This window comes from Chthonobacter rhizosphaerae (assembly GCF_013839525.1).
Classification (GTDB): domain Bacteria; phylum Pseudomonadota; class Alphaproteobacteria; order Rhizobiales; family Pleomorphomonadaceae; genus Chthonobacter; species Chthonobacter rhizosphaerae.
Genome location: NZ_JACDIS010000012.1, coordinates 1 through 19,456 on the forward strand (window position 1 = coordinate 1; position 19,456 = coordinate 19,456).

General features: G+C 68.8%; 17 protein-coding genes and 1 pseudogene. 9 read left to right on the forward strand and 9 right to left on the reverse strand.

Going from position 1 to position 19,456, the window contains the following annotated elements; all coding sequences use genetic code 11:
• The 3 genes and pseudogenes from HND91_RS22885 to HND91_RS18220 all read right to left on the reverse strand — a co-directional run.
• Positions 1–138 (reverse strand): annotated as a pseudogene (locus HND91_RS22885) (ABC transporter ATP-binding protein); the annotation flags it as partial.
• 146 nt (positions 139–284) lie between these two features.
• The gene (gene glpD / locus HND91_RS18215; RefSeq protein WP_181708039.1) at positions 285–1,799 is read right to left on the reverse strand and encodes a glycerol-3-phosphate dehydrogenase; all 1,515 of its coding nucleotides are present in this window, start codon (positions 1,797–1,799) and stop codon (positions 285–287) included.
• 257 nt (positions 1,800–2,056) lie between these two features.
• Entirely contained in the window at positions 2,057–3,250 is a 1,194-nt protein-coding gene (locus HND91_RS18220; RefSeq protein ID WP_181708040.1) for an OpgC family protein, read from the reverse strand.
• Between the two features lie 232 nt (positions 3,251–3,482).
• Between HND91_RS18220 and HND91_RS18225 the strand changes: the two genes are divergently transcribed.
• Positions 3,483–3,728 (forward strand): hypothetical protein, encoded by a 246-nt coding sequence (locus HND91_RS18225; protein WP_181708041.1) that lies wholly within the window; start codon positions 3,483–3,485, stop codon positions 3,726–3,728.
• Between the two features lie 53 nt (positions 3,729–3,781).
• Positions 3,782–4,597 (forward strand): hypothetical protein, encoded by an 816-nt coding sequence (locus HND91_RS18230; protein WP_181708042.1) that lies wholly within the window; start codon positions 3,782–3,784, stop codon positions 4,595–4,597.
• Between the two features lie 145 nt (positions 4,598–4,742).
• On the opposite strand, the gene HND91_RS18235 is transcribed toward HND91_RS18230, so the two are convergent.
• From HND91_RS18235 to HND91_RS18255, 5 genes are all read right to left on the reverse strand, one after another.
• Positions 4,743–7,940, reverse strand: coding sequence for an efflux RND transporter permease subunit (locus tag HND91_RS18235; RefSeq protein ID WP_181708043.1), 3,198 nt, complete (start codon positions 7,938–7,940; stop codon positions 4,743–4,745).
• The gene (locus HND91_RS18240; protein ID WP_181708044.1) at positions 7,937–9,133 is read right to left on the reverse strand and encodes an efflux RND transporter periplasmic adaptor subunit; all 1,197 of its coding nucleotides are present in this window, start codon (positions 9,131–9,133) and stop codon (positions 7,937–7,939) included. The genes HND91_RS18235 and HND91_RS18240 overlap by 4 nt, the downstream gene beginning before the upstream one ends.
• Positions 9,134–9,199: 66 nt before the next feature.
• A complete protein-coding gene (locus HND91_RS18245; RefSeq protein ID WP_246329569.1) occupies positions 9,200–9,895 on the reverse strand; it encodes a TetR/AcrR family transcriptional regulator in 696 nt (231 codons plus the stop codon).
• Between the two features lie 476 nt (positions 9,896–10,371).
• Positions 10,372–10,563, reverse strand: coding sequence for a hypothetical protein (locus tag HND91_RS18250; protein ID WP_181708046.1), 192 nt, complete (start codon positions 10,561–10,563; stop codon positions 10,372–10,374).
• Between the two features lie 300 nt (positions 10,564–10,863).
• Entirely contained in the window at positions 10,864–11,385 is a 522-nt protein-coding gene (locus HND91_RS18255; RefSeq protein WP_181708047.1) for a DUF1097 domain-containing protein, read from the reverse strand.
• 681 nt (positions 11,386–12,066) lie between these two features.
• Here HND91_RS18255 and HND91_RS18260 point away from each other — a divergent pair.
• The 6 genes from HND91_RS18260 to HND91_RS18285 all read left to right on the forward strand — a co-directional run bounded on the left by HND91_RS18260 (position 12,067) and on the right by HND91_RS18285 (position 17,652).
• Positions 12,067–13,404, forward strand: a complete 1,338-nt coding sequence (locus HND91_RS18260) for a globin-coupled sensor protein (protein WP_181708048.1) — start codon at positions 12,067–12,069, stop codon at positions 13,402–13,404.
• Between the two features lie 201 nt (positions 13,405–13,605).
• On the forward strand, positions 13,606–15,261 hold the full coding sequence (ettA, locus tag HND91_RS18265) for an energy-dependent translational throttle protein EttA (RefSeq protein WP_181708049.1): 1,656 nt from the start codon (positions 13,606–13,608) through the stop codon (positions 15,259–15,261).
• Between the two features lie 11 nt (positions 15,262–15,272).
• Positions 15,273–15,860, forward strand: a complete 588-nt coding sequence (locus HND91_RS18270; RefSeq protein ID WP_181708050.1) for an AAA family ATPase — start codon at positions 15,273–15,275, stop codon at positions 15,858–15,860.
• A 10-nt stretch (positions 15,861–15,870) separates the two neighbouring features.
• Positions 15,871–16,650, forward strand: coding sequence for a trans-aconitate 2-methyltransferase (gene tam / locus HND91_RS18275; RefSeq protein WP_181708051.1), 780 nt, complete (start codon positions 15,871–15,873; stop codon positions 16,648–16,650).
• Complete coding sequence (locus HND91_RS18280; RefSeq protein WP_181708052.1) at positions 16,647–16,922, forward strand: hypothetical protein; 276 nt, start codon at positions 16,647–16,649, stop codon at positions 16,920–16,922. The genes tam and HND91_RS18280 overlap by 4 nt, the downstream gene beginning before the upstream one ends.
• A 124-nt stretch (positions 16,923–17,046) precedes the next feature.
• A complete protein-coding gene (locus HND91_RS18285; RefSeq protein WP_181708053.1) occupies positions 17,047–17,652 on the forward strand; it encodes an MOSC domain-containing protein in 606 nt (201 codons plus the stop codon).
• Here the strand turns inward: HND91_RS18285 and tsaA are convergent.
• Positions 17,640–18,131, reverse strand: a complete 492-nt coding sequence (gene tsaA, locus HND91_RS18290) for a tRNA (N6-threonylcarbamoyladenosine(37)-N6)-methyltransferase TrmO (protein WP_181708054.1) — start codon at positions 18,129–18,131, stop codon at positions 17,640–17,642. The genes HND91_RS18285 and tsaA overlap by 13 nt on opposite strands.
• Before the next feature lie 191 nt (positions 18,132–18,322).
• Here tsaA and HND91_RS18295 point away from each other — a divergent pair, with 191 nt between their 5' ends.
• Positions 18,323–19,405 carry a DUF2336 domain-containing protein gene (locus tag HND91_RS18295; RefSeq protein ID WP_181708055.1) on the forward strand — a complete coding sequence of 361 codons (1,083 nt, stop codon included), beginning with the start codon at positions 18,323–18,325 and terminating at the stop codon, positions 19,403–19,405.
• Positions 19,406–19,456: the final 51 nt, after the last annotated feature.

Here is a 19,456-nt window from a genome sequence, read left to right on the forward strand (position 1 = left end):
CAGCCGCATCAGGCTCGTCTTGCCCGACAGCGTCGGTCCGAGGAGGACGTTGATCGACCCCTTCGACAGCGTCATCGAGACGCTGTCGATATGGGTCTCCGCGCCCACCACCTTGGTGACGTCGACGAGTTCCAGCATCGTCCTCCCCTCGGCCGGTTCCGGCTTCCTCCTCGAAGCCCGGGTCCGGTCTGTTCTCACGGTCCCGCGAGACCGATCATTCTCTCATTTATCTACTTGCATCCATCAGTCACGGAAGACTCGAAAACCGCTCCCGCGCCTTTTGGCTATTGCGCGGCGTGGGCCGCGTGTCCGGCCGCCGCGCCGGACAGGTAGTCGTCCAGGGCCTTGATGCCGGTCCGGTCGAAGCGCAAGCCCAGCTTGGAGCGCCTCCACAGGATGTCGTCGGCGGACACCGCGAACTCGCGCCCGACCAGGTAGCGGACCTCCGCCTCGCTCAGCCCGGCCCCGAAGGCCCGGCCGAGGTCGGCGTCCGTGCGCGCGGTCCCGAGAATGTCGCGCGCCTTGGTCCCGTAGGCACGGGCGAGTCGCCGGACGATCCCCGGAGAGACTCCCGGGTGGGCCGCCCGGAGCGCGCCGACGAGGCCGTCGAAGCCCTCCACCGGAAAGTCGCCGCCCGGCAGCGGCACGGTGCCGGTCCAGGGCTTGCCCCGGGCGCCGAGCACCGCCTCGATCTTCTCCATCACGCTTTCGGCGAGCCGCCGATAGGTGGTGATCTTGCCACCGAAGATGTTCACCAGCTTCGCCGCCTGGTCCTCGCCGTCCACCTTGAGGACGTAGTCGCGAGTCGCCTCCTGGGCCTTCGAGGCGCCGTCATCGAACAGCGGCCGCACGCCCGAGTAGGTCCAGACGATGTCCTCGCGGCGGATCTCCTTGACGAAGTACTCGCTCGCGGCCGCCAGCAGGTAGGCCGTCTCCTCCTCGGTGATGGCCACCTTGCCGGGATCGCCGGTGTAGTCCCTGTCCGTGGTGCCGATCAGGGTGAAGTCGGTCTCGTACGGGATGGCGAAGATGATCCGCCCGTCCGCGTTCTGGAAGATGTAGGCCCGGTCGTGGTCGAACACCTTGCGCACCACGATGTGCGAGCCCTGGACGAGGCGCACGTTGCGGGCGTCGTTGCGGCCGGCGGCCGTGCGCAGCACGTCGTCGACCCACGGTCCGGCCGCGTTCACGACGAGGCGCGCCGTCACGGTGCGGCTGCCGTCCGGCCCCTGCAGGGTCGCGCGCCAGCCTTCGCCGGCGCGGGCGAGACCGGCGACACGGGTGCGGGTCAGGATGGTGGCGCCGCGATCGGCCGCGTCGCGGGCGTTCAGCGCGACGAGGCGGCTGTCCTCCACCCAGCAGTCCGAATACTCGAACCCGCGGCGCAGGCCGCCCTTCAGGGGCTTGCCCGTGCGATCGCTCGTGAGGTCGAGGGTGCGGGTCGGCGGCAGCAGCTTGCGGCCGCCCAGGTGGTCGTAGAGGAACAGCCCGGTCCGCAGCAGCCACGCCGGGCGCAGGCCCTTGGCGTGCGGCAGCACGAAGCGCAGCGGCCAGATGATGTGCGGCGCCATGCGCCACAGCACCTCGCGCTCCTGAAGCGCCTCGCGCACCAGGCGGAACTCGTAGTGCTCCAGGTAGCGCAGCCCGCCGTGGATGAGCTTGGTCGACCAGGAGGACGTGCCGGAGGCGAGGTCGTCCTTCTCGGCGAGCATCACCGAGTAGCCTCGGCCGGCCGCGTCGCGGGCGATGCCGCAGCCGTTGATGCCGCCTCCGATGATGAGAACGTCCACGTCGGCCATCGCCGCCGGCTCCCCTTTTTGCGCTGCAGCATATTGCTTTCTGTTTGCTGCTTGGGTGGGAGCATAAGTGAAAGGAAACGAAGGTCAAGCGAAACATAACTCGATTAAGTCGAAACTCCCGGCGAATCGCCGGGATGGGGCGGGGTGACCACCGCTAAGTCCATGAAAAGGTTCGGACGGCCGCTCGGACGCGAGAAGGCCCGCAGCCGGGGCGGGCTGCGGGCCTTCACGCGAAGCCTTGACGGCGGCGGCGCCGATCAGGCCAGGCGGCCGGCCGGCGTGGCGGTCGCGCGGGCGGCGCGGGCCTCTCGCCAGAGCGCCGGGATCGCCATGGAGGCGATGGCCAGGAGCGCGATCGCGGTCTTGGTCGCCTCGTTGAAGGGGCCGAAGTGATGGTCGAATCCCTTCAGGAGATAGACCACGATCACGTGGAAGACGTAGACCTGCAGCGAATGCCGGCCGAGCAGGCGCAGGAAGGACAGGTTGAACAGCGCGTGCAGTCCCTCGCCGATCCTGCGCGGCACCACGTGCTCGGACCGCACGCCGGCGATCATCAGCCAGGCCACCGTGTAGGCGAGGCCGGCGAAGTTCAGCACAAACAGCAGGCTGAACTCGCCGCGGATCTCGGTCGCGGAGATCCGCTCCACGATGCTCTGAGGCAGGATCTCGAACGTCCGGCCGAGCCGCCAGGCCAGGAAGAAGACCAGGATGCCGACGGCGCACCAGAGGAGGGCGGTCTTCGCCGGATCCATCACCTTGCCCCAGTCGATCTGCCGCGTGGTGGTGAGGGCGCCGAGCACGAGGCCGCTCATGAATACCACCTGCCAGGCGAACACGTTGAAGTGCGCGCGCAGGGCAAGCTCCGGATCCACCCGCTTCATGGCGCCGTCGACCGCGTCCGCCAGCGGCAGATGGGCGCCGAACTGCACCATCATCCACAGGAGGAAGGAGCCGACCGCCACCAGGTGCCACCGGCCGGTGACGCAGAGCCAGACGAGCGGCGGCGCCGCCAGCATGTACACGATGTACTGGGGCAGGATGTCCATGTAGGTCGGCTGGTAGAGGAGCGTCGCGGTCGCCAGGGCGAAGTGCCAGTCGTTCTTGGCGAGCTGCCAGAGCCAAGGCTCCCAGAACACGGCGCTCTGGCTGAGAACGGCGCCGAGCGCCATGATGGCGGCGAGGCAGAACAGCTCCCAGCCGTAGAGCTCCCGCGCCCGGTGGCGGATCTTCGCGGCGCCGGCCGCGTAGCCGCGCTTCTTCATCTGTCCGGCATAGACCATGCCGACCAGGAGGCCGGACAGGAACACGAAGCCCTGGGCGTCCTGCACGAACCCGAGTTCGCCGTGGTTCACCTTCACGAGCAGGTACCCCCCGGTGAACACCAGGTGGTTCAGCATCATGAAGACGAGGAAATACCCCCGAAGACCGTCCAGAGCTTCCAGGCGACGCATGTGGTTGCCTCCATCGTTCGCCGCCCGCCCGTTCCGAGAACGAGCGACGAAGGATGCGGTTCCGCTTCAGCACGGTGACCGAGGGAGTCCAAAAAAGCCGCATTTCCGCCGAATTTTCGAAGGAACCCGGCGCTAGGTTCGTCGTTGACGTCTTGGTTGCGGTGCACAAAAACCAGTGCCGCGACGCCTGTCCAACCCCGAGATCCACCCCGAGATCGAATGCGAGGACACCATGATCAACGTCGTGAAAGACGAGGTCGTGCCGGTCGTGATCCGCGGCGCGTTGACGGTTGCCCTGCTTGGCCTGTGGTGGACCGCCTTCGTGGTCTTCGGTAGTCTCGCGGTGCTGACCGCCTATGCGGCGACGGGAGCTGCCGTGTTCCTGACGCTCCATCAGAGCATGGCTCTGATCGCTTTGGCGCCGATGACGGCCTATGGGGCCTATCGGCTGATCGAGGACGGCTTCACGGGACCTTGAGCCCGACCGGCCACGCGCCGGGCCGTCGAACGAGAAAGACGGACCGAGGACCCATGCCTCCTCCCTTCGCCCGGCCGGCGGTGACCCTGGCGGTCGCCGTGGCGGCGCTTGCCGGATGCGCGGCGAACTACGACTTCAACACGGTCGAGATCGCCCGCACCGCCCTCGTCGGCCTCAGGGAGCAGGACGTACGCATGTGCGCCGGCTTTCCCGACCGGACCTCGTCGGAGGACGGCGTCACGGTCTGGAGCTACGAACAGCAGACCAAGGGCAACGGCCTCACCGTCTCGACGCCGGTCCTGTTCGGGGCGGCGAACACCGCTCTCAACATGTCGTCCGCCGGTTCGTGCCGGGTGCAGTTCCGGTTCCAGAACGGCCGGGTGGACCGGATCGCCTATGCGGGCGACAACGACGGCCCGCGCGGGCGCGACACGCTCTGCACCCCGATCGTGGACGACTGCCTGGCCTACGCCCGCCGCTTCAAGGACAAGGATCTCGACCGCGACCTGAAGGCGATCGCCGACGCCCGCGCCGGGGCTGACGTCGAACTCGTCACCGGTTCGTTGCCCGCGGCCGAGCCCGCCAAGGCTGCGGAGCCGCCGCCTCTCGCCGCCGCGCCGACCCGTGCGCCTCAGGCCGGCCCGTCCCGGAAGGGCGCGGATCCGGCGAACGCGCCCGTGGCTTCGGAGCGGCAGACCACCGCGCCGTCCACGCAGCCGTCAGTGCAGCCGAACGCCAATTCCGGCCCGGACAGCGCCACCAGAAGCGAAACGGGCGCCGGCGAACGGGCCGAGCCGCCGAGGTCCCCCGCCACAGCCGCCAGGCCCCCGGAGCCGCCGCCGGCGCTGCGCCCGACCAAGACCTTCTGACCCCGCTCGGGCGACGCTGTTCGAACGGCGCCGGGCTTTCATTGCCTGAAAACGACGAAAGGGGCATCGCTGCCCCTTTCGCCGTCTGCTCGACCGGTCGGCCCGCGGGGGCCTGCGTCGTTTTCCGCCAGGCGGAGCGAGCGTCTTACTCCGCCGCCTGACGCATCTCCATCGGCGTCGCCGCTTCCGGGTGTGGCAGCGGGCGGACCGGCAGCGGCGTCACCCGCGCGTCGAAGGCCGCGACGGCCGGGCCGTGGGGCGCGACGACCACCGGTTCGTCCTCGTCCGCGGCGTTCGGACGGAGGATCCAGGCGAAGATCCGCCCCACCAGCCGGCCGAGGTCGTCCATCATGGTGTAGACGGTCGGGATGAAGATCAGCGACAGCACGGTCGACACGATGAGGCCGCCGATCACCGCGATCGCCATCGGGGCGCGGAACTCGCCGCCCTCGCCGGTGGCCATGGCCGCCGGCACCATGCCGGCCGTCATGGCGAGCGTGGTCATGATGATCGGCCGGGCGCGCTTGCGGCCCGCGTCCACGATGGCGTCGAACTGCGGCACGCCGTGCTTCTCCTGCTCGACGGCGAAGTCGACCAGCATGATGGCGTTTTTCGTCACGATGCCCATCAGCATCAGGATGCCGATGACCACCGGCATGGAGACGGCGTTCTGCGTCACGAGGAGCGCCGCCACCACGCCGCCGACGGACAGCGGCAGGGACGCCAGGATGGTGAGCGGCTGGAACACGCTGGCGAACAGCAGGATCAACACGACCAGCACCATCATGATGCCGGCGCCCATGGCCGCCGCGAAGCCGGAGAAGACCTCGCCCATGATCTCCGCGTCGCCGGTCTCCTGGATCCGCACGCCGGCCGGCATGTTGACCGCCGTCGGCAGCTCCTTCACCCGCTCGAGGCCCTGGCCGAGCTGGTATCCGGGCGCCATGTCGGCTCCCAGCACCACCCGGCGCTCCCGGTCGTAGCGGTTGATGGACGACGGACCCTGGCCGAACGTCACGTCCGCCACCGCCGACAGCGGCACCGTGGTGCCCCGGTCGGTCGGCACGCGCAGGCTCTCGATCACCGCGAGATCCGCGCGCGAGTCACGGACGAGTTCCACCCGGATCGGGATCTGCCGGTCGCCCACGGTGAACTTGGCGAGGTTGGAGCCCTGGGCGCCCACGGTCGCCACCGAAACGGTCTGCGAGATGGCCTCGGGCGAGACGCCGAGGTCGGCCGCCTTGTCGAGGTCGGGCACGATGCGGATCTCGGGCCGGTCCAGGGCGGCCGACGCAGACGGGTTGGAGAACATGGGATCGCGCCGCATGTCCGCCTCCAGGGCCGCTGACACCTCCGACAGCGCCTCGCCGTCCCGGCTCATGATGCCGATGGCGAGTTCGCGCTCGCCGCGCTCGTTCACCCACGACCAGCGGATGTCCGGGATGGCGGCGAACCGCTCGGCGATCACGTCCTCCATCACCTGCTGGCTGCGCTCGCGCTCGCCCTTGCGGACGAGGTTGATGATCACCGCCGCGCGGCGCACCTCCAGCGTGCCGGTCGGCGAGGTGCCGCCCATCACGAACACGCTGTCCACCTCCGGCAGGTCGGCGATGCTCGCCTTGATGTCGTCCGTGGTGGCGCGGGTGTCGTCCAGGCTGGACCCCGGCGGCAGCTCCACCGAGGCGACGATGCGCGAGGCGTCCTCGGCGGGGATGAAGCCGGTCGGCAGGAACTGCATGCTCCAGATCGATGTGCCGAACAGGCCCAGGCCGACCACCAGCGTCAGCCAGCGGAAGCGCAGCGTGCCGCGCAGGAAGGCGGTGTAGCCGCGCATCACGAGGCCGTCGCGCTCTTCCCTGTGGCCGTGGTCGCGCAGGAAGTAGGCCGCCATGATGGGCGTGATGAGGCGCGCCACCAGAAGCGAGAAGAACACCGCCACCGCGACCGTTAGGCCGAACTGCTTGAAGTACTGGCCGGCCACGCCGCCCATGAAGCTCACCGGGGCGAACACCGCGATGATCGTCATCGTGATGGCGATCACCGCGAGGCCGATCTCGTCCGCCGCCTCGATGGCCGCCTTGTAGGGCTTCTTGCCCATGCGGATGTGGCGGACGATGTTCTCGATCTCCACGATCGCGTCGTCCACCAGGATGCCGGTGACGAGCGTGATGGCGAGGAGGCTCACGAGGTTGAGCGAGAAGCCCATCATGTCCATCGCCCAGAATGTGGGGATGGCCGCGAGCGGCATGGCGACCGCCGCGATGATGGTGGCGCGGAAATCGCGCAGGAAGATGAACACCACGAGCACCGCCAGGAGCGCGCCCTCGATGAGGGTGTGCATGGCGCTTTCGTAGTTGCCGTAGGTGTAGCGGACGCTGTCGTCGATCAGGCTGAAGCCGACGGTGGGATTGGCGGCCTCCAGCTCCTGCACCTTGGCGGCCACGAGGTCGGCCACGGTGGCGTCGCTCGCGCCCTTGGCCCGGTAGACCGAGAAGGAGACCACCGGCTCGCCGTCCAGCCGCGCGAAGGAGCGCGGCTCCTCCCAGCTGTCCGACACGGTGCCGAGGTCGGAGAGGCGCACCTCGCGCCCGCCCGGCAGGATGATGCGGGTGTTGGCGAGGTCGTCCACGGTGCGGGCGCCCGCCAGGGTGCGGATCGCCTGCTCCTGGCCGCCCACTTCGCCGCGGCCGCCGGACAGGTCCACGTTGGTGGCGCGCAGCTGCTCGTTCACCGCCGCGGCCGAGATGCCGAGCGACAGCAGCCTGTCCGGATCGAGGGACACGTGGATCTCGCGCTCCACGCCGCCGATGCGCTCCACCCGGCCGACGCCCTTGAGGCCCTGGATGGCGCGCACCACCGTGTCGTCCACGTACCAGGACAACTCCTCCAGCGTCTTGCCCGGCGAGGCGACGCCATAGGTGACGATCGCCTGGTTCTCCACGTCGATGCGCTGGATGATGGGCTCGTCGATGGTGCGTGGCAGGTCGCCGCGGATCTTGGCGATCGCGTCCTTCACGTCGTTGACGGCGCGATCGGTGTCGATCTCCAGGCGGAATTCCACCGCCGTCGTCGACTGGCCGTCGGTGATGGTGGAGGTCACGTGCTTGACGCCGGTGACGCCGGCGACCGTGTCCTCGATCTTCTTGGTGATCTGCGTCTCCAGTTCGGCCGGCGCCGAACCGTTGTCCGTGACGGTGACCGCCACGACGGGCACGTCGATGTTCGGAAAACGCGTGATCGGCAGCCCCATGAAGGAGACGTAGCCGAGCGCCATGAACACCACGAACATCAGGACGGAGAAGACCGGATTCCGGATCGCCCAGGCGGAAATGTTCCAGTTCATCCCTTCGCCCCTTCGTTCACGGCCGCAACCGGGGTGACGAGGTCACCGTCCCGCACGAACGTGCCGGCGCGCGCCACAATGGTTTCGCCCTCGGCCACGCCGTCGCGGATCTCCAGGACGCCGTCGCCTGAGAGGCCGAGCGTCACGGTCCGTGTTTCGATCCTGCCGTCCTTGACCACCTGGACGGTGGCACTCTTCCCGTCGATGAGGACCGCCGACACCGGCACCACCACGCCGGTGGACCGGGCGATCTCCACGACGCCGCGCGCGAACGCGCCGGTCTTCAAGGCGTCGTGCCTCGGCAGGGCGATCCGCACGCGGCCGAGCCGCGTGGCCGGATCGACCTGCGGGGAGATGAGGCGGATGCTTCCCTCCACGGGCTCGCCGAAGCCGGCCGGCGTGACCGCCGTCTTCATGCCGACGGCGATCCGGCTCAACGCCGTCTCGGTCACATCCGCGTCGAGTTCGATGAGGCCGTCGCGCGCGATGGTGTAGAGGGCGCCGCCGCCCGGCGAGACGATCGACCCCACCTTGGCGGACCGGGTCAGCACGAGGCCGCCGGCCGGCGCCCTGATCTCGGTCTTCGACCGGCGCAGCTCCAGCTCGGCGCGCTGCGCCCGGGTGAGCGCGAGGTCCGCCTCCGCCAGCATCAGGCCCTGACGGGCGCTCGAAAGCCGTGCCTTGGCGCTCTCGGCGGCCGCGACCCGCTGGTCGAGGACCTCCTGGCTGGTGAAGCCCTTCTCGTTCAGCGAGCGGGCGCGGACCAGCGCGGCGGCGGCCTCGGCCTCGCTCGCCTCCACCTCGGCGATCTGCGCCTTCGCCTGCGCGATGGCGGCCTCGGCGCGGGCGACCTGGGAGGTGTTCTGGGCGAGCTGGATCTCGATCGTGTCGGTGGCCAGCCGGACGAGCACGTCCCCGGCCGCGACCGTGTCGCCTTCCTCGGCCGTGTAGGCCTCGATGCGAAGGCCGTCGAGATCGACGCCGACAGCCACCTCGTCGCGCGGAACGAGGCTGCCGGTGACGACCGCCTCGGCGACGATCTCCTGGCGCGATGCGGTCACGACGGAAATGGCCGGCGGCTTCGGCGCGGTCGCGGCGGCGGGCGCCGGATCGGCCGCGGCGGCGGGGGCGGCGGGGGCGGCGATCAGGATCGTCGCTCCCAGCAGCGCGGACAGGATGGGTGAGCGGGACATCGGCAGGTGCCTCGAACGAAGGGGACGCGGTGGCGTCCGTTTTCACTGGAGTGGAATTTGCGGGTCTTACGCCCGCTGCTCGGATTTGGACCGATCCGGCCCGGTCACAGGTCGATGATCGGGCATGCTCCTGTCAGGCCGCGCCAGCAGCAGGCCTTCCACCAGCCGGCGCAGGTAGGGTTCCAGCTTGTCGATGTCGGTCTCCGGCTCCAGCTGCAGCCGCAGCATCAGGCCGTCGCCGATGGAGAGGAGCACCATGACGGTGGTCTCCACGTCGATCTGCGCATCGATCTCGCCCGCGGCCTGGCTGGCCCGCAGGGCGGAGACGAAGGTCGTCCGCACGTCCTCCTCGATCTGGTGGAAGCGGTCGCCGATGCTGGAATTGCGGATGCTCTCCGAGCAGACTTCCACCATCAGGCCGCCGCAGAGGGAGGTCCGGCTCGACCGGAGGTATTCCATGCCCACGTTGGTGATGCGATCCACCAGGGTTCCGGGCACCGCGAACACCGACATGGTGGACTTGGCGCGCTCGCGCTCGTCCTCCGCGATGGCCTCGATGATGGCGTCCTTTGAGGGGAAGTAGCGGTAGAGCGCCCCCGGGCTCATGCGCGCCTCGGCGCAGATCTGCCCCATGCTGGCGCCGTGGAAGCCGGATCGCGCGAAGCAGACCCGCGCGGCTTCCAGGATCTGGTTGCGCCGCTCGTCCTGGAGGGAGGTGGCGCCGGTCGGGGAGGGCGTGGCGGACAGGGGCATGATCGACATCCAGGTCGCTCCGGATGTGGAGCGAACGTTCATTCGCATATGTCGTCATGGGTGATCGGGAGTCAAGACCCGTGGTGCGGCGCACGCGATTGTGAAGTATGACATGCGTGTGGCGGAAGGAGCCGGACGGAGGTCCGGCCGTCATGCGGGCGGGGCCGCGAGATGCTCAACCCCGACGGGATGGGGCGGGAGGCCCGGGTCGGCGCCTCCGCCCGGGACGTCTGTGTCGACCCGCGAAAGGAGATCGCGACAAGCAGGCCAGGCCCGGGCTTGCAATCGGCGCATTCGCGCGTCCCGCCGGTCGTGGGCCGCCGGTTCCGTTCGAGCGCCACGCCCTGGTGGGCATCCAGCCCGGACGCCGCGCCCTCCGTGAGAGGGGGTGCGACGGACACACGCCGGGTCGGACATGGGCCGGACCCGTCAGTCCGGATCGGACCCACAAGTCCCTATCGAACACATAGGTCCGGATCGATCCCTCAGGTCCGGATTTCCTGGGGGCCGCACCGCCAGCGCGACAGGGACCACTTCGGATGGGTCTGCAGCCATTCGGCGGCGGCGAACTGACCCGCCATCGCGCAGGAGATCAGCGGGCCCTCGAACGGCATCCGCTCCTGGCGGCATTCTTCGGGGGCGGTCATCAGGCAGACGGTCAGGACCAACTCGATCATGGGGCGCGCTCCTTGTGATGCGGACCTCATGCCGCAATGCACAAGAAGGGCCAGATTCAACCCTGGCAGAATCTAATCGGTTTTACGCCGTTTTTTCCACTGAGGGGCGCTTACCGCAAGGGGTTGGCCTCTCCGAGGCACTGTGCGCCGCAATATGAACGAGTCGATTACTATCGTGCGACGCATGTATTCTGTCCGGTCGGTTGCCTCAAATCCGGGCAAACTGCCCATGCCAAAAGCAGTCCAACCGAGGGCTGGCGGTCTCCCGCCAGCCCTCCGCCGAGGTGTGAGCGATCCGGCTTACTTGGCCAGGGCGCCGGCGATCTTGCCGGACAGGTAGCCGAACAGCGAGCCGAGGATCAGCGAGGCCGAGATCGTCAGGAACGGGTTCACGCCGAGGCCGCCGGCGGCGAGCGAGGCGAGGCCGTCCTGCAGATCGACGCCCTTGTGAATGCAATAGGCGGCGGTCGTCGCGTAGCCGTAGACGGCCGACGGGATCTGGGACAGCAGCGACACGTGCGCGCCGGCGATCATGATGGCGACGGTCACGCCCACCCAGATCGCGGCGGTCGTCGGAAGATCGATGATCGACACGTTGGTGATGAGCAGGAACGCGATGGTGGCCATGAGCGAGCCCCAGACATGGGCCGGGATGTTGCTCTTCAGCGCGCCTTCGCCGCCGCCGCTGTGGAAGAACGCCGCCCAGGCGACGAACGTGGCCCAGATGACCAGGCCGAGCCCGCCCAGCGGGCCGAGATACAGATAGGTGGCGACGGCGCCGAGAGCGCCGATGACGACGGCAAGTGCGGTGACAAGATTCATGTTTTCCTCCCTCAGAGCGAAACGGGGAGGGGATATGTCTCGATGCGCGCCTTTCCGGCCAACCGCCGACGGTGGCAACGGACCCCCCGGTCCTTCCCTCCGAACCTCCCCGCGACCACCCGACTATGGAGAACGCCCGATGCGCTGTCACCACCGCGAGGTGCGGCATGATGGCCTTTTACCTGTTTTTGTCGTGTATTCGACTGATCATTACCCAGATGGAGGTGTGTAGACCCCGGATTTCTGCGCAGCTCACGCCGTCAGGACAACTTATGCCGTTCTGGGAAAGCGTCACTGCACTGCAACGAAGACGTACCATATACTTCAACCGTCGTGGCCATGTTTCGCCCGAAGCGGAGGCTGTGGCAGAGCAATCAGCAGCTTTTCGCCGATTTTGACGGTGGTTGTCCCTTCTATCCCGCCATTGTGCAGTGCTCTCGCATCGGTCGACCCAGGGCCGCGCTCATCGTTCGCGGACGCGCTGGCCTCAACCGCCGTCGGGCCTCCGGACTTGGATGGGCGGTGACTGCTCTTATGGATCGCAGCATCAGTATGTGTACGCATCACGCTTGTATAAAATAATTTTAGTTCTTCGGAATCTCATCAGCGTTTCAACGATCTGTTAAGCGCTCCGGTGATTAGTCTTGCAAAAGGATGAACACCCATCGGTGCGGGGGCTCCATGGCGGATTTGGCGGACTACTCGGGCTATCCGGCGGCATACGGGCTTACGGACGCGATCAGGACGGACCTCAAGGAGAGCTGGTCCACCATAAAGCCGCACCTGCCTGCGATCCTGAAGGCGTTCTATGACAGGTGGACGGCGGTCCCGCACCTCGCCAGGATGATCGGCGACCGCCGCGAGCACCTCGTCGGCGCCCAGAGCCGGCACTGGGAGCAGCTCTTCTCCGGCCGCTTCGACGAGGCCTATGTGGCGAGCGTCCAGCGGATCGGCGCCGCGCACGTGCGCATCGGCCTGGAGCCGCACTGGTACATCGCAGGCTACAACGACGTGCTCGGCCGGATGACCGAGATCCTCGGCGCCGACAGCCGCTGGTCGGGCGCCAAGGCGGCGCGGCGGATCAGCGCCGTGACCCGCGCCCTCATGCTCGACATGGACTTCGCCGTCTCTGTCTACCAGACCACGCTGATCACCCGCGTGCGGGACCGCCAGGAGGTGGTGGAGAAGGCGGTCGCCGACTTCGACACGGCCGCCCGGTCCATGCTGTCCGCCCTTCACGACGCCACGGTTCGGCTGGAGAAGACCGCCAGCGCCATGAACTCCCAGGCGACCCGGACCTCCGAGCAGATCGTCGGCATGGGCCACCTCCAGCACGAGACCGCGACCGGCATCAACACGTCCGCGTCCGCCACCGAGGAACTGCACGCCTCCATCGGCGAGATCGGCCGACAGGCGGCGACCAGCCGGTCCGTGTCCGACGAGGCGGTGGCCGGCGCCCGCCGAACCCACGAATCGGTGGTCCGGCTGTCGGGCGCCGCCGAGCGGATCGGCTCGGTGATCGAGCTCATCTCGGACATCGCCGACCAGACCAACCTTCTCGCCCTCAACGCCACCATCGAGGCGGCCCGGGCCGGCGAGGCGGGCCGCGGCTTCGCGGTCGTGGCCGCCGAGGTGAAGACGCTCGCCTCCCAGACCACCAAGGCGACGGCGGACATCACCACCCAGATCTCCGCCATCCAGGAGGCCACCCGGCAGTCGGTGGAGGACATCCAGTCCATCTCCCGGACCATCGACGACATCCAGAAGATCGGCTCCGCCATCGCGGCGGCGGTGGAGCAGCAGGGCGCGGCCACGCGCGAGATCGCCACCAGCGTCCAGGCGGCGGCCCGCAACACCGACCAGGTCACCGCCTCGCTCGATGTGGTGCGCGACGGGGCCGGGGAGTCCGAGCGGGTCGCCCGCGAGGTGACGAGCCTCTCGGCCAACCTCGCCGCGCAGGCGCGCTCCCTGGAGGCGAGCCTGAGGTCCTTCGTGGACCGGTTGAACACGGCCGCCTGAGCGTCCGCCCGGCGTCCGCCGGAGCCTGTTCGACGGGGGCGTCGCGGGGGCTGAAAGCCTCCCGGCGCCCCCGTTCTTCGTCCCGGGGCCGCCGGTGGAAGGCGGGGCGCCGGACGCCTTTTCCCTTTCATCCGCGGCCGGTGCGGGATAGAAAGCGCGCCAAGCTCATCCCCTCCTGAAGAACCGGCCGACGGATCTCCCATGGCGCGCGAATTCATCTACTACATGCACGGCCTCACCAAGTCCTATGGTGGCGGCAAGAAGGTGCTCGACAACATCCATCTGCAGTTCTACCCGGACGCCAAGATCGGCGTGCTCGGCCCGAACGGCTCGGGCAAGTCCACGCTCCTGCGCATCATGGCCGGGATGGACAAGGAGTTCACCGGCGAGGCCTGGCTCGCCAAGGGCGCGACGGTCGGCTACCTCGCCCAGGAGCCGCAGCTCGACCCGTCGAAGGACGTGCTCGGCAACGTCATGGACGGCGTCGCCAAGGACAAGGCGCTGATCGACCAGTACAACGAGCTGATGATGGACTACTCGGAGGAGAACGCCGAGAAGGCCGCCAAGCTCCAGGACATCATCGACAGCAAGAACCTCTGGGACCTGGACAGCAAGGTCGAGATGGCGATGGACGCCCTGCGCTGTCCGCCGGGCGACGCGGACGTCACCAAGCTGTCGGGCGGCGAGAAGCGCCGCGTGGCGCTCTGCCGCCTTCTCCTGGAGGCGCCCGACCTCATCCTCCTCGACGAGCCGACCAACCACCTGGACGCGGAGTCCGTGGCGTGGCTGGAGAAGCACCTGCGCGAATTCCCCGGCGCCGTGCTGATCATCACCCACGACCGCTACTTCCTCGACAACGTCACCGGCTGGATCCTAGAGCTCGACCGCGGCCGCGGCATTCCCTACGAGGGCAACTACTCGGCCTACCTTGAGAAGAAGGCCAAGCGCCTGGAGCAGGAGGGCCGCGAGGAGGCCGCCCGCCAGCGCGCCCTGGAGCGCGAGCGCGAGTGGATCGGGGCGAGCCCGAAGGCTCGCCAGGCCAAGTCGAAGGCCCGCATCAAGAGCTACGACGAACTTCTCCGGCGCAACGAGGAGCGCCAGACCACCGGCACCGCCCAGATCGTCATCCCGCCGGGCCCGCGCCTCGGCGACGTGGTCCTGGAGGTGGACGGCCTCTCCAAGGGCTATGGCGACCGGCTCCTGATCGACGACCTGTCGTTCCAGCTGCCGCCGGGCGGCATCGTCGGCATCATCGGGCCGAACGGCGCCGGCAAGACCACGCTGTTCCGCATGATCACCGGGCAGGAGCAGCCCGACAACGGCTCGTTCCGCCTCGGCGACACGGTGCAGCTCGGCTACGTGGACCAGAGCCGCGACACGCTCGATCCGAACAAGACCGTCTGGGAGGAGATCTCCGGCGGGCTCGACGTGATCACCCTCGGCAAGAAGGACGTGAACTCGCGCGCCTACTGCTCGTCGTTCAACTTCAAGGGCGGCGACCAGCAGCAGAAGGTGGGCTCGCTCTCCGGCGGCCAGCGCAACCGCGTCCACCTCGCCAAGATGCTGAAGTCCGGCGCCAACGTCCTCCTCCTCGACGAGCCCACCAACGACCTCGACACCGAGACCCTGTCGGCGCTCGAAGACGCGCTGGAGGATTTCGCCGGCTGCGCCGTGGTCATCAGCCACGATCGCATGTTCCTCGACCGGCTCGCCACACACATCCTCGCCTTCGAGGGCAACAGCCACGTGGAATGGTTCGAGGGCAACTTCGAGTCCTACGAGGAGGACAAGAAGCGCCGCCTCGGCGCCGACGCGGTGAACCCGCGCCGGATCAAGTACAAGCCGCTGACGCGGTGAGGGGAGGGGCCGTGGGCGTCTTCTGGGTGATCGCGGGTCCGAACGGCGTGGGCAAGACCACCTACGCCTTCCGCAATCTTCAGCGCGCTGCCGGCACCGTTCATTTCGTCAATCTGGACGAGATCGCGCGGGGGCTCTCTCCGCTCGATCCCTCGCTCGCCGAGCGGGATGCTGCGCGGGTCGGGCTGGAGCGGGCGAGGGCCTTCCTCGCCGAGGGCGTGTCCTTCGCCATGGAGACGACGCTCTCCGGCAGGACCCATTTCCACCTGGCGGACGAGGCGGCGGCCAGTGGCATCGCCGTCCACCTGCAATACTTCAGCGTGCCGACGCCGGAGATGTGCCTGGAGCGCATCCGCCGCCGGGTCGCCGAAGGCGGCCACGACGTGGCCGAGGCAGTGGTGCGCCGGCGCTTCGATCGAAGCCTTCGTCATCTGGCCGAGTTCGCTCCTCGTTGCGCGCTGTGGCGCCTGTTCGATGGTTCGGTGGCACCGCCACGCCTTGCCGTCGAAGGCACCCACCAGACAGTCTCCTTCGTGGATTCCGACGCCATGGACCGCCTCCATCCGGCCATGCGCGCCCTCGCGGGTCCTCTGCCCTGACGAGCCGCCCATGTCCGACTGGTCCCCCGCCACCTACTTGCGCTTCGCCGACGAACGCACCCGCCCGGCGCGGGACCTGCTGGCGGCTGTGCCGCTGGCGACGGCGCGGCATATCCTCGATGTCGGCTGCGGTCCCGGGAACAGCACCGAACTCCTCCTCGCCCGCTTCCCGGACGCGGAGGTGGTCGGGGTGGACACGTCGCCGGCCATGATCGAGGCCGCTCGCGCCCGTGTGCCGGGCGCCCGCTTCCAGGTCGCCGACGCCGCCACGGTCGCGCCGGACCGGCCACCCGACCTCGTCTTCGCAAACGCCGTGATGCAGTGGGTGCCGGACCACCCCTCGGTGCTGGTCCGGCTCCTCGGTCTCCTGGCGCCCGGCGGCTGTCTCGCCGTGCAGATGCCGGACACGCTCGGCGAGCCGAGCCACCGGTTGATGGACGAGACCGCCGCCGCCATGCCGTTCGCGTCCAAGATGGCGGGGGCCGGCCGACCGCCGCTTCTGACGCTCGACGGCTACTACGACCGTCTCTCCCCCGCGGCGGGGCGCGTCGACCTCTGGCGCACGACCTATGTGCACCCGCTCGACGGGCCGGACGCCGTCGTTGAATGGGTCTCGTCCACCGGCCTGAAACCCTACCTCGATCCGCTCGACCCGGGCGAGCGCAGCGCCTTCCTGGCGGACTATCTGGCCCGGATCCGCCGTGCCTATCCGCCGGCGGCCGATGGCCGGGTGCTCCTGCGCTATCCGCGCCTCTTTATCGTCGCCGAACGACAAGGATCCTCGCCATGACCGCCGACCCCGTCCGCATCGCGCTCTCCCGAGACGAGGCGCTCGTCCTTCACGAATGGCTGGCGCGCGTGGTCGACGAAGAGAACGCGGACGGGATCGCCGACACGGTGGAGACCGACGCGGACGTCTGGGCCCTGGAGGCGCTGCGGATCGTGCTCGAACAGGCGCTGCCGGAAGCCTTCGCGGAGACGAGCGAGAAGGCTCTGAAGGCCGCCTCCAAGCGCATCGTCACGGCGAACGGGCCGTGGGCATGGTCGGACGCCGGCGGCTGACCGGACCCCGCCGGTCCGTCGCTCTCCGCTCCCGCCCGTCCGGCTAGTTCCGGCCGCTTTCGCCCCCGCGCGCCGTCCGCTATGGTCGCGCCGTGCCATCCTCCCACACGCGAGCCCGCCGCCCATGGACCTCCTCACGCCCCTCATCCCGCAGCCGACCGTGCATCCCGGCCGGACCCTCGCGATGCGGGTCGTGGACGTGCTGATCGCGGACGGGGAGGGGTTCCGCACCCGCTCCGTGCCGTCCGTGGACGCCACCCTGGAGGGCATCCCGGGAGACCGCCACCAGGGCTTCACCCGAAAGGCCGGCGGGCGCGAGCCCTGGTATCCGCGCGGCACCGAGATCCGCTCCGGCCGCCAGCTCACCGCCGTGTCGGCGGAGGATCTGGCGCTCATCGCCGCCGACCTCCAGCTGCCCGCGGTCGACCCTGGGCTGATCGGCGCGAACCTTGTGCTGGAAGGGCTCGCGCACTTCTCCTTCCTGCCGGCCGGCACGCTGATCGTCTTCGAGAGCGGCGCCAGCCTCGTCATCGAAGGGCAGAATGCGCCGTGCCGCTTCTCGGGCCGCTCGCTCGCCGACGCCCATCCGGGCCGTGACGACCTGGAGCTCGGCTTCGCGAAGGCGGGCGCCCGCCGGCGCGGCGTGCTCGCCAGCGTGGAGCGCGCCGGCCTGATGGCGCCGGGGACCGTCAAGGTTCGCCTGCCGGAGCAGTGGGTCTACCAGGCCTGATCGGTGCCGCGCGGCTCGACGACCGCGTCGGGCGCGGAATCGATCGACGGGAAGTAGGGCTTGATGTCGATCAGCGGCGTGCCGTTCCGGCAGTCGAGCTGCTCCACCGCGATCCGGCCGATCTCGGCGTCGATGTCCAGGATGCGCGCCACCGCGAGGGCGATGGGGTTCGGCCGCGCGGGTGAGCGGATGGAGAACACCCCGCGCGCCCCGCTCACATGCCGGGGAAACTGCACCAGCACGTCCCGCTCGGCCTCGTCCATCCAGTAGAGCAGGATCACATGGCTGTACCGCTCCAGGCCCATCAGGCCGGCGCGGTAGAAGGGTTCCAGCTCCACGGTCGCATGCCCGCCCCGCGCGCGGGCCTCCAGCACGTTTCGCGGGCAGTCCGCCCGGGTTTCCCAGGGCGTCCACACGGTTCCGATGAACGTCACCTCCTGGTCGGGCGGGGTCGGCGGAGAGGTTGGACTGTCGATCATGGCGCGTTTTCTCGTCTGCGGCTTGCCCTCAGTAGACCAGGCTGTCATCCTTGGCGAGAGCCGGTGCGCTCTTCGTTGGTGCAAGTCGAAAGATACATTCATTCAAATTTTTACAAGTTCTGAAACGGGTTCGCCAATACAGCCCTGATAGCGTGACTCGTGCTTTTCATTGCCAGCCGTTCGGATCGTTCATGATCGAAACCAATCTCGTCGACTTCCGCAGCCTGGATCTCGACACCTCCTCCACGCGCCGGAACGAACTGATGCGGGGCGTCGCCTCCCTGTTCGCCTTCGCATCCGAGCGTTGCACGCTGGAGCAGATCGAGATCTATGACGACGTGATGTCCCGCCTCGCCGACATGGTGGAGCGCGAGGCGCTTGTCTTCGCGGCCGAGAAGATCGCGCCCCTGCGCCGCGCGCCGGAGAATGTGGTGCGCCGTTTCGCGGCCCACGACGATCTCACCGTGGCGGGGCCGATCCTGGAGAAATCGCCCGTGCTGAACGAGCGGGATCTCCTCGGCGTCGCGGAGACCAAGGGCAACGGCCATCTCCAGGCCATCGCCCACCGCTCCTATCTGTCCGAGGCGGTGACCGAGAGCGTGGTCCGCCGCGGCGACGCCGAGGTCCGCCGGACCGTCGCCGGCAACCATGGCGCGGTTCTCGGCGAGCAGGCGCTGTCCGAGATCGTCCGCCAGGCCATGTTCGACGTGGCGACCGCCACCGCCCTCGGCACCCGGCCCGACACCCCGGACGCCGTGATCGATGCGCTCAGCGAGCGCGCCGCCGAGGAGGTCCAGCGGGCGCTGAAGGCCCACGGGTCCGATCGGCCGGTCGCCGAACTGCAGGAGGCCGCCCGGCGCGCCGCCGAGCGCATGAGCAACACCTACTGGCTCGGCCTCTACGATTTCGAGAGCGCCTGGGAAAAGCTCATGAACCAGGGCGGCCGGCGCGTCGCCTCCGAGCCGCTCCTGTTCCAGTACGCCATGGAGGACCGGTTCGCCGACGTGGTCGCCGTCTACGCCGTGCTCGCCGACCTGTCGCTGGAAGAAGCCAAGCACTGGATGGTGCGGACGGACGTCGACCCCTTCATCACCAGCGCCCGCGCCCTCGGCTTCAAGATCACGACGGTGCAGATCCTCCTCAAGTCCGGCCCGTGGAAGCACCGGCTCTCGCCCAACCAGCGGCGGGACGCCCTCAACGCCTTCACCGAGCTCGATCCGCGCCAGGCGCGCGCGCGCATGCAGGTCTGGCGCGACACACGCGCCACGACCTGACCTCTCATCGTTCCCTGCCTTTTTCGTTTTTCCTTCTGATTTTTTTTCGTC

Bases quoted from the DNA above. Each gene is read 5' to 3' on its own strand.
- glpD (WP_181708039.1), bottom strand. From the start codon at position 1,799: ATGGCCGACGTGGACGTTCTCATCATCGGAGGCGGCATCAACGGCTGC.
- HND91_RS18220 (WP_181708040.1), bottom strand. From the start codon at position 3,250: ATGCGTCGCCTGGAAGCTCTGGACGGTCTTCGGGGGTATTTCCTCGTC.
- HND91_RS18225 (WP_181708041.1), top strand. From the start codon at position 3,483: ATGATCAACGTCGTGAAAGACGAGGTCGTGCCGGTCGTGATCCGCGGC.
- HND91_RS18230 (WP_181708042.1), top strand. From the start codon at position 3,782: ATGCCTCCTCCCTTCGCCCGGCCGGCGGTGACCCTGGCGGTCGCCGTG.
- HND91_RS18235 (WP_181708043.1), bottom strand. From the start codon at position 7,940: ATGAACTGGAACATTTCCGCCTGGGCGATCCGGAATCCGGTCTTCTCC.
- HND91_RS18240 (WP_181708044.1), bottom strand. From the start codon at position 9,133: ATGTCCCGCTCACCCATCCTGTCCGCGCTGCTGGGAGCGACGATCCTG.
- HND91_RS18245 (WP_246329569.1), bottom strand. From the start codon at position 9,895: ATGTCGATCATGCCCCTGTCCGCCACGCCCTCCCCGACCGGCGCCACC.
- HND91_RS18250 (WP_181708046.1), bottom strand. From the start codon at position 10,563: ATGATCGAGTTGGTCCTGACCGTCTGCCTGATGACCGCCCCCGAAGAA.
- HND91_RS18255 (WP_181708047.1), bottom strand. From the start codon at position 11,385: ATGAATCTTGTCACCGCACTTGCCGTCGTCATCGGCGCTCTCGGCGCC.
- HND91_RS18260 (WP_181708048.1), top strand. From the start codon at position 12,067: ATGGCGGATTTGGCGGACTACTCGGGCTATCCGGCGGCATACGGGCTT.
- ettA (WP_181708049.1), top strand. From the start codon at position 13,606: ATGGCGCGCGAATTCATCTACTACATGCACGGCCTCACCAAGTCCTAT.
- tam (WP_181708051.1), top strand. From the start codon at position 15,871: ATGTCCGACTGGTCCCCCGCCACCTACTTGCGCTTCGCCGACGAACGC.
- HND91_RS18280 (WP_181708052.1), top strand. From the start codon at position 16,647: ATGACCGCCGACCCCGTCCGCATCGCGCTCTCCCGAGACGAGGCGCTC.
- HND91_RS18285 (WP_181708053.1), top strand. From the start codon at position 17,047: ATGGACCTCCTCACGCCCCTCATCCCGCAGCCGACCGTGCATCCCGGC.
- tsaA (WP_181708054.1), bottom strand. From the start codon at position 18,131: ATGATCGACAGTCCAACCTCTCCGCCGACCCCGCCCGACCAGGAGGTG.
- HND91_RS18295 (WP_181708055.1), top strand. From the start codon at position 18,323: ATGATCGAAACCAATCTCGTCGACTTCCGCAGCCTGGATCTCGACACC.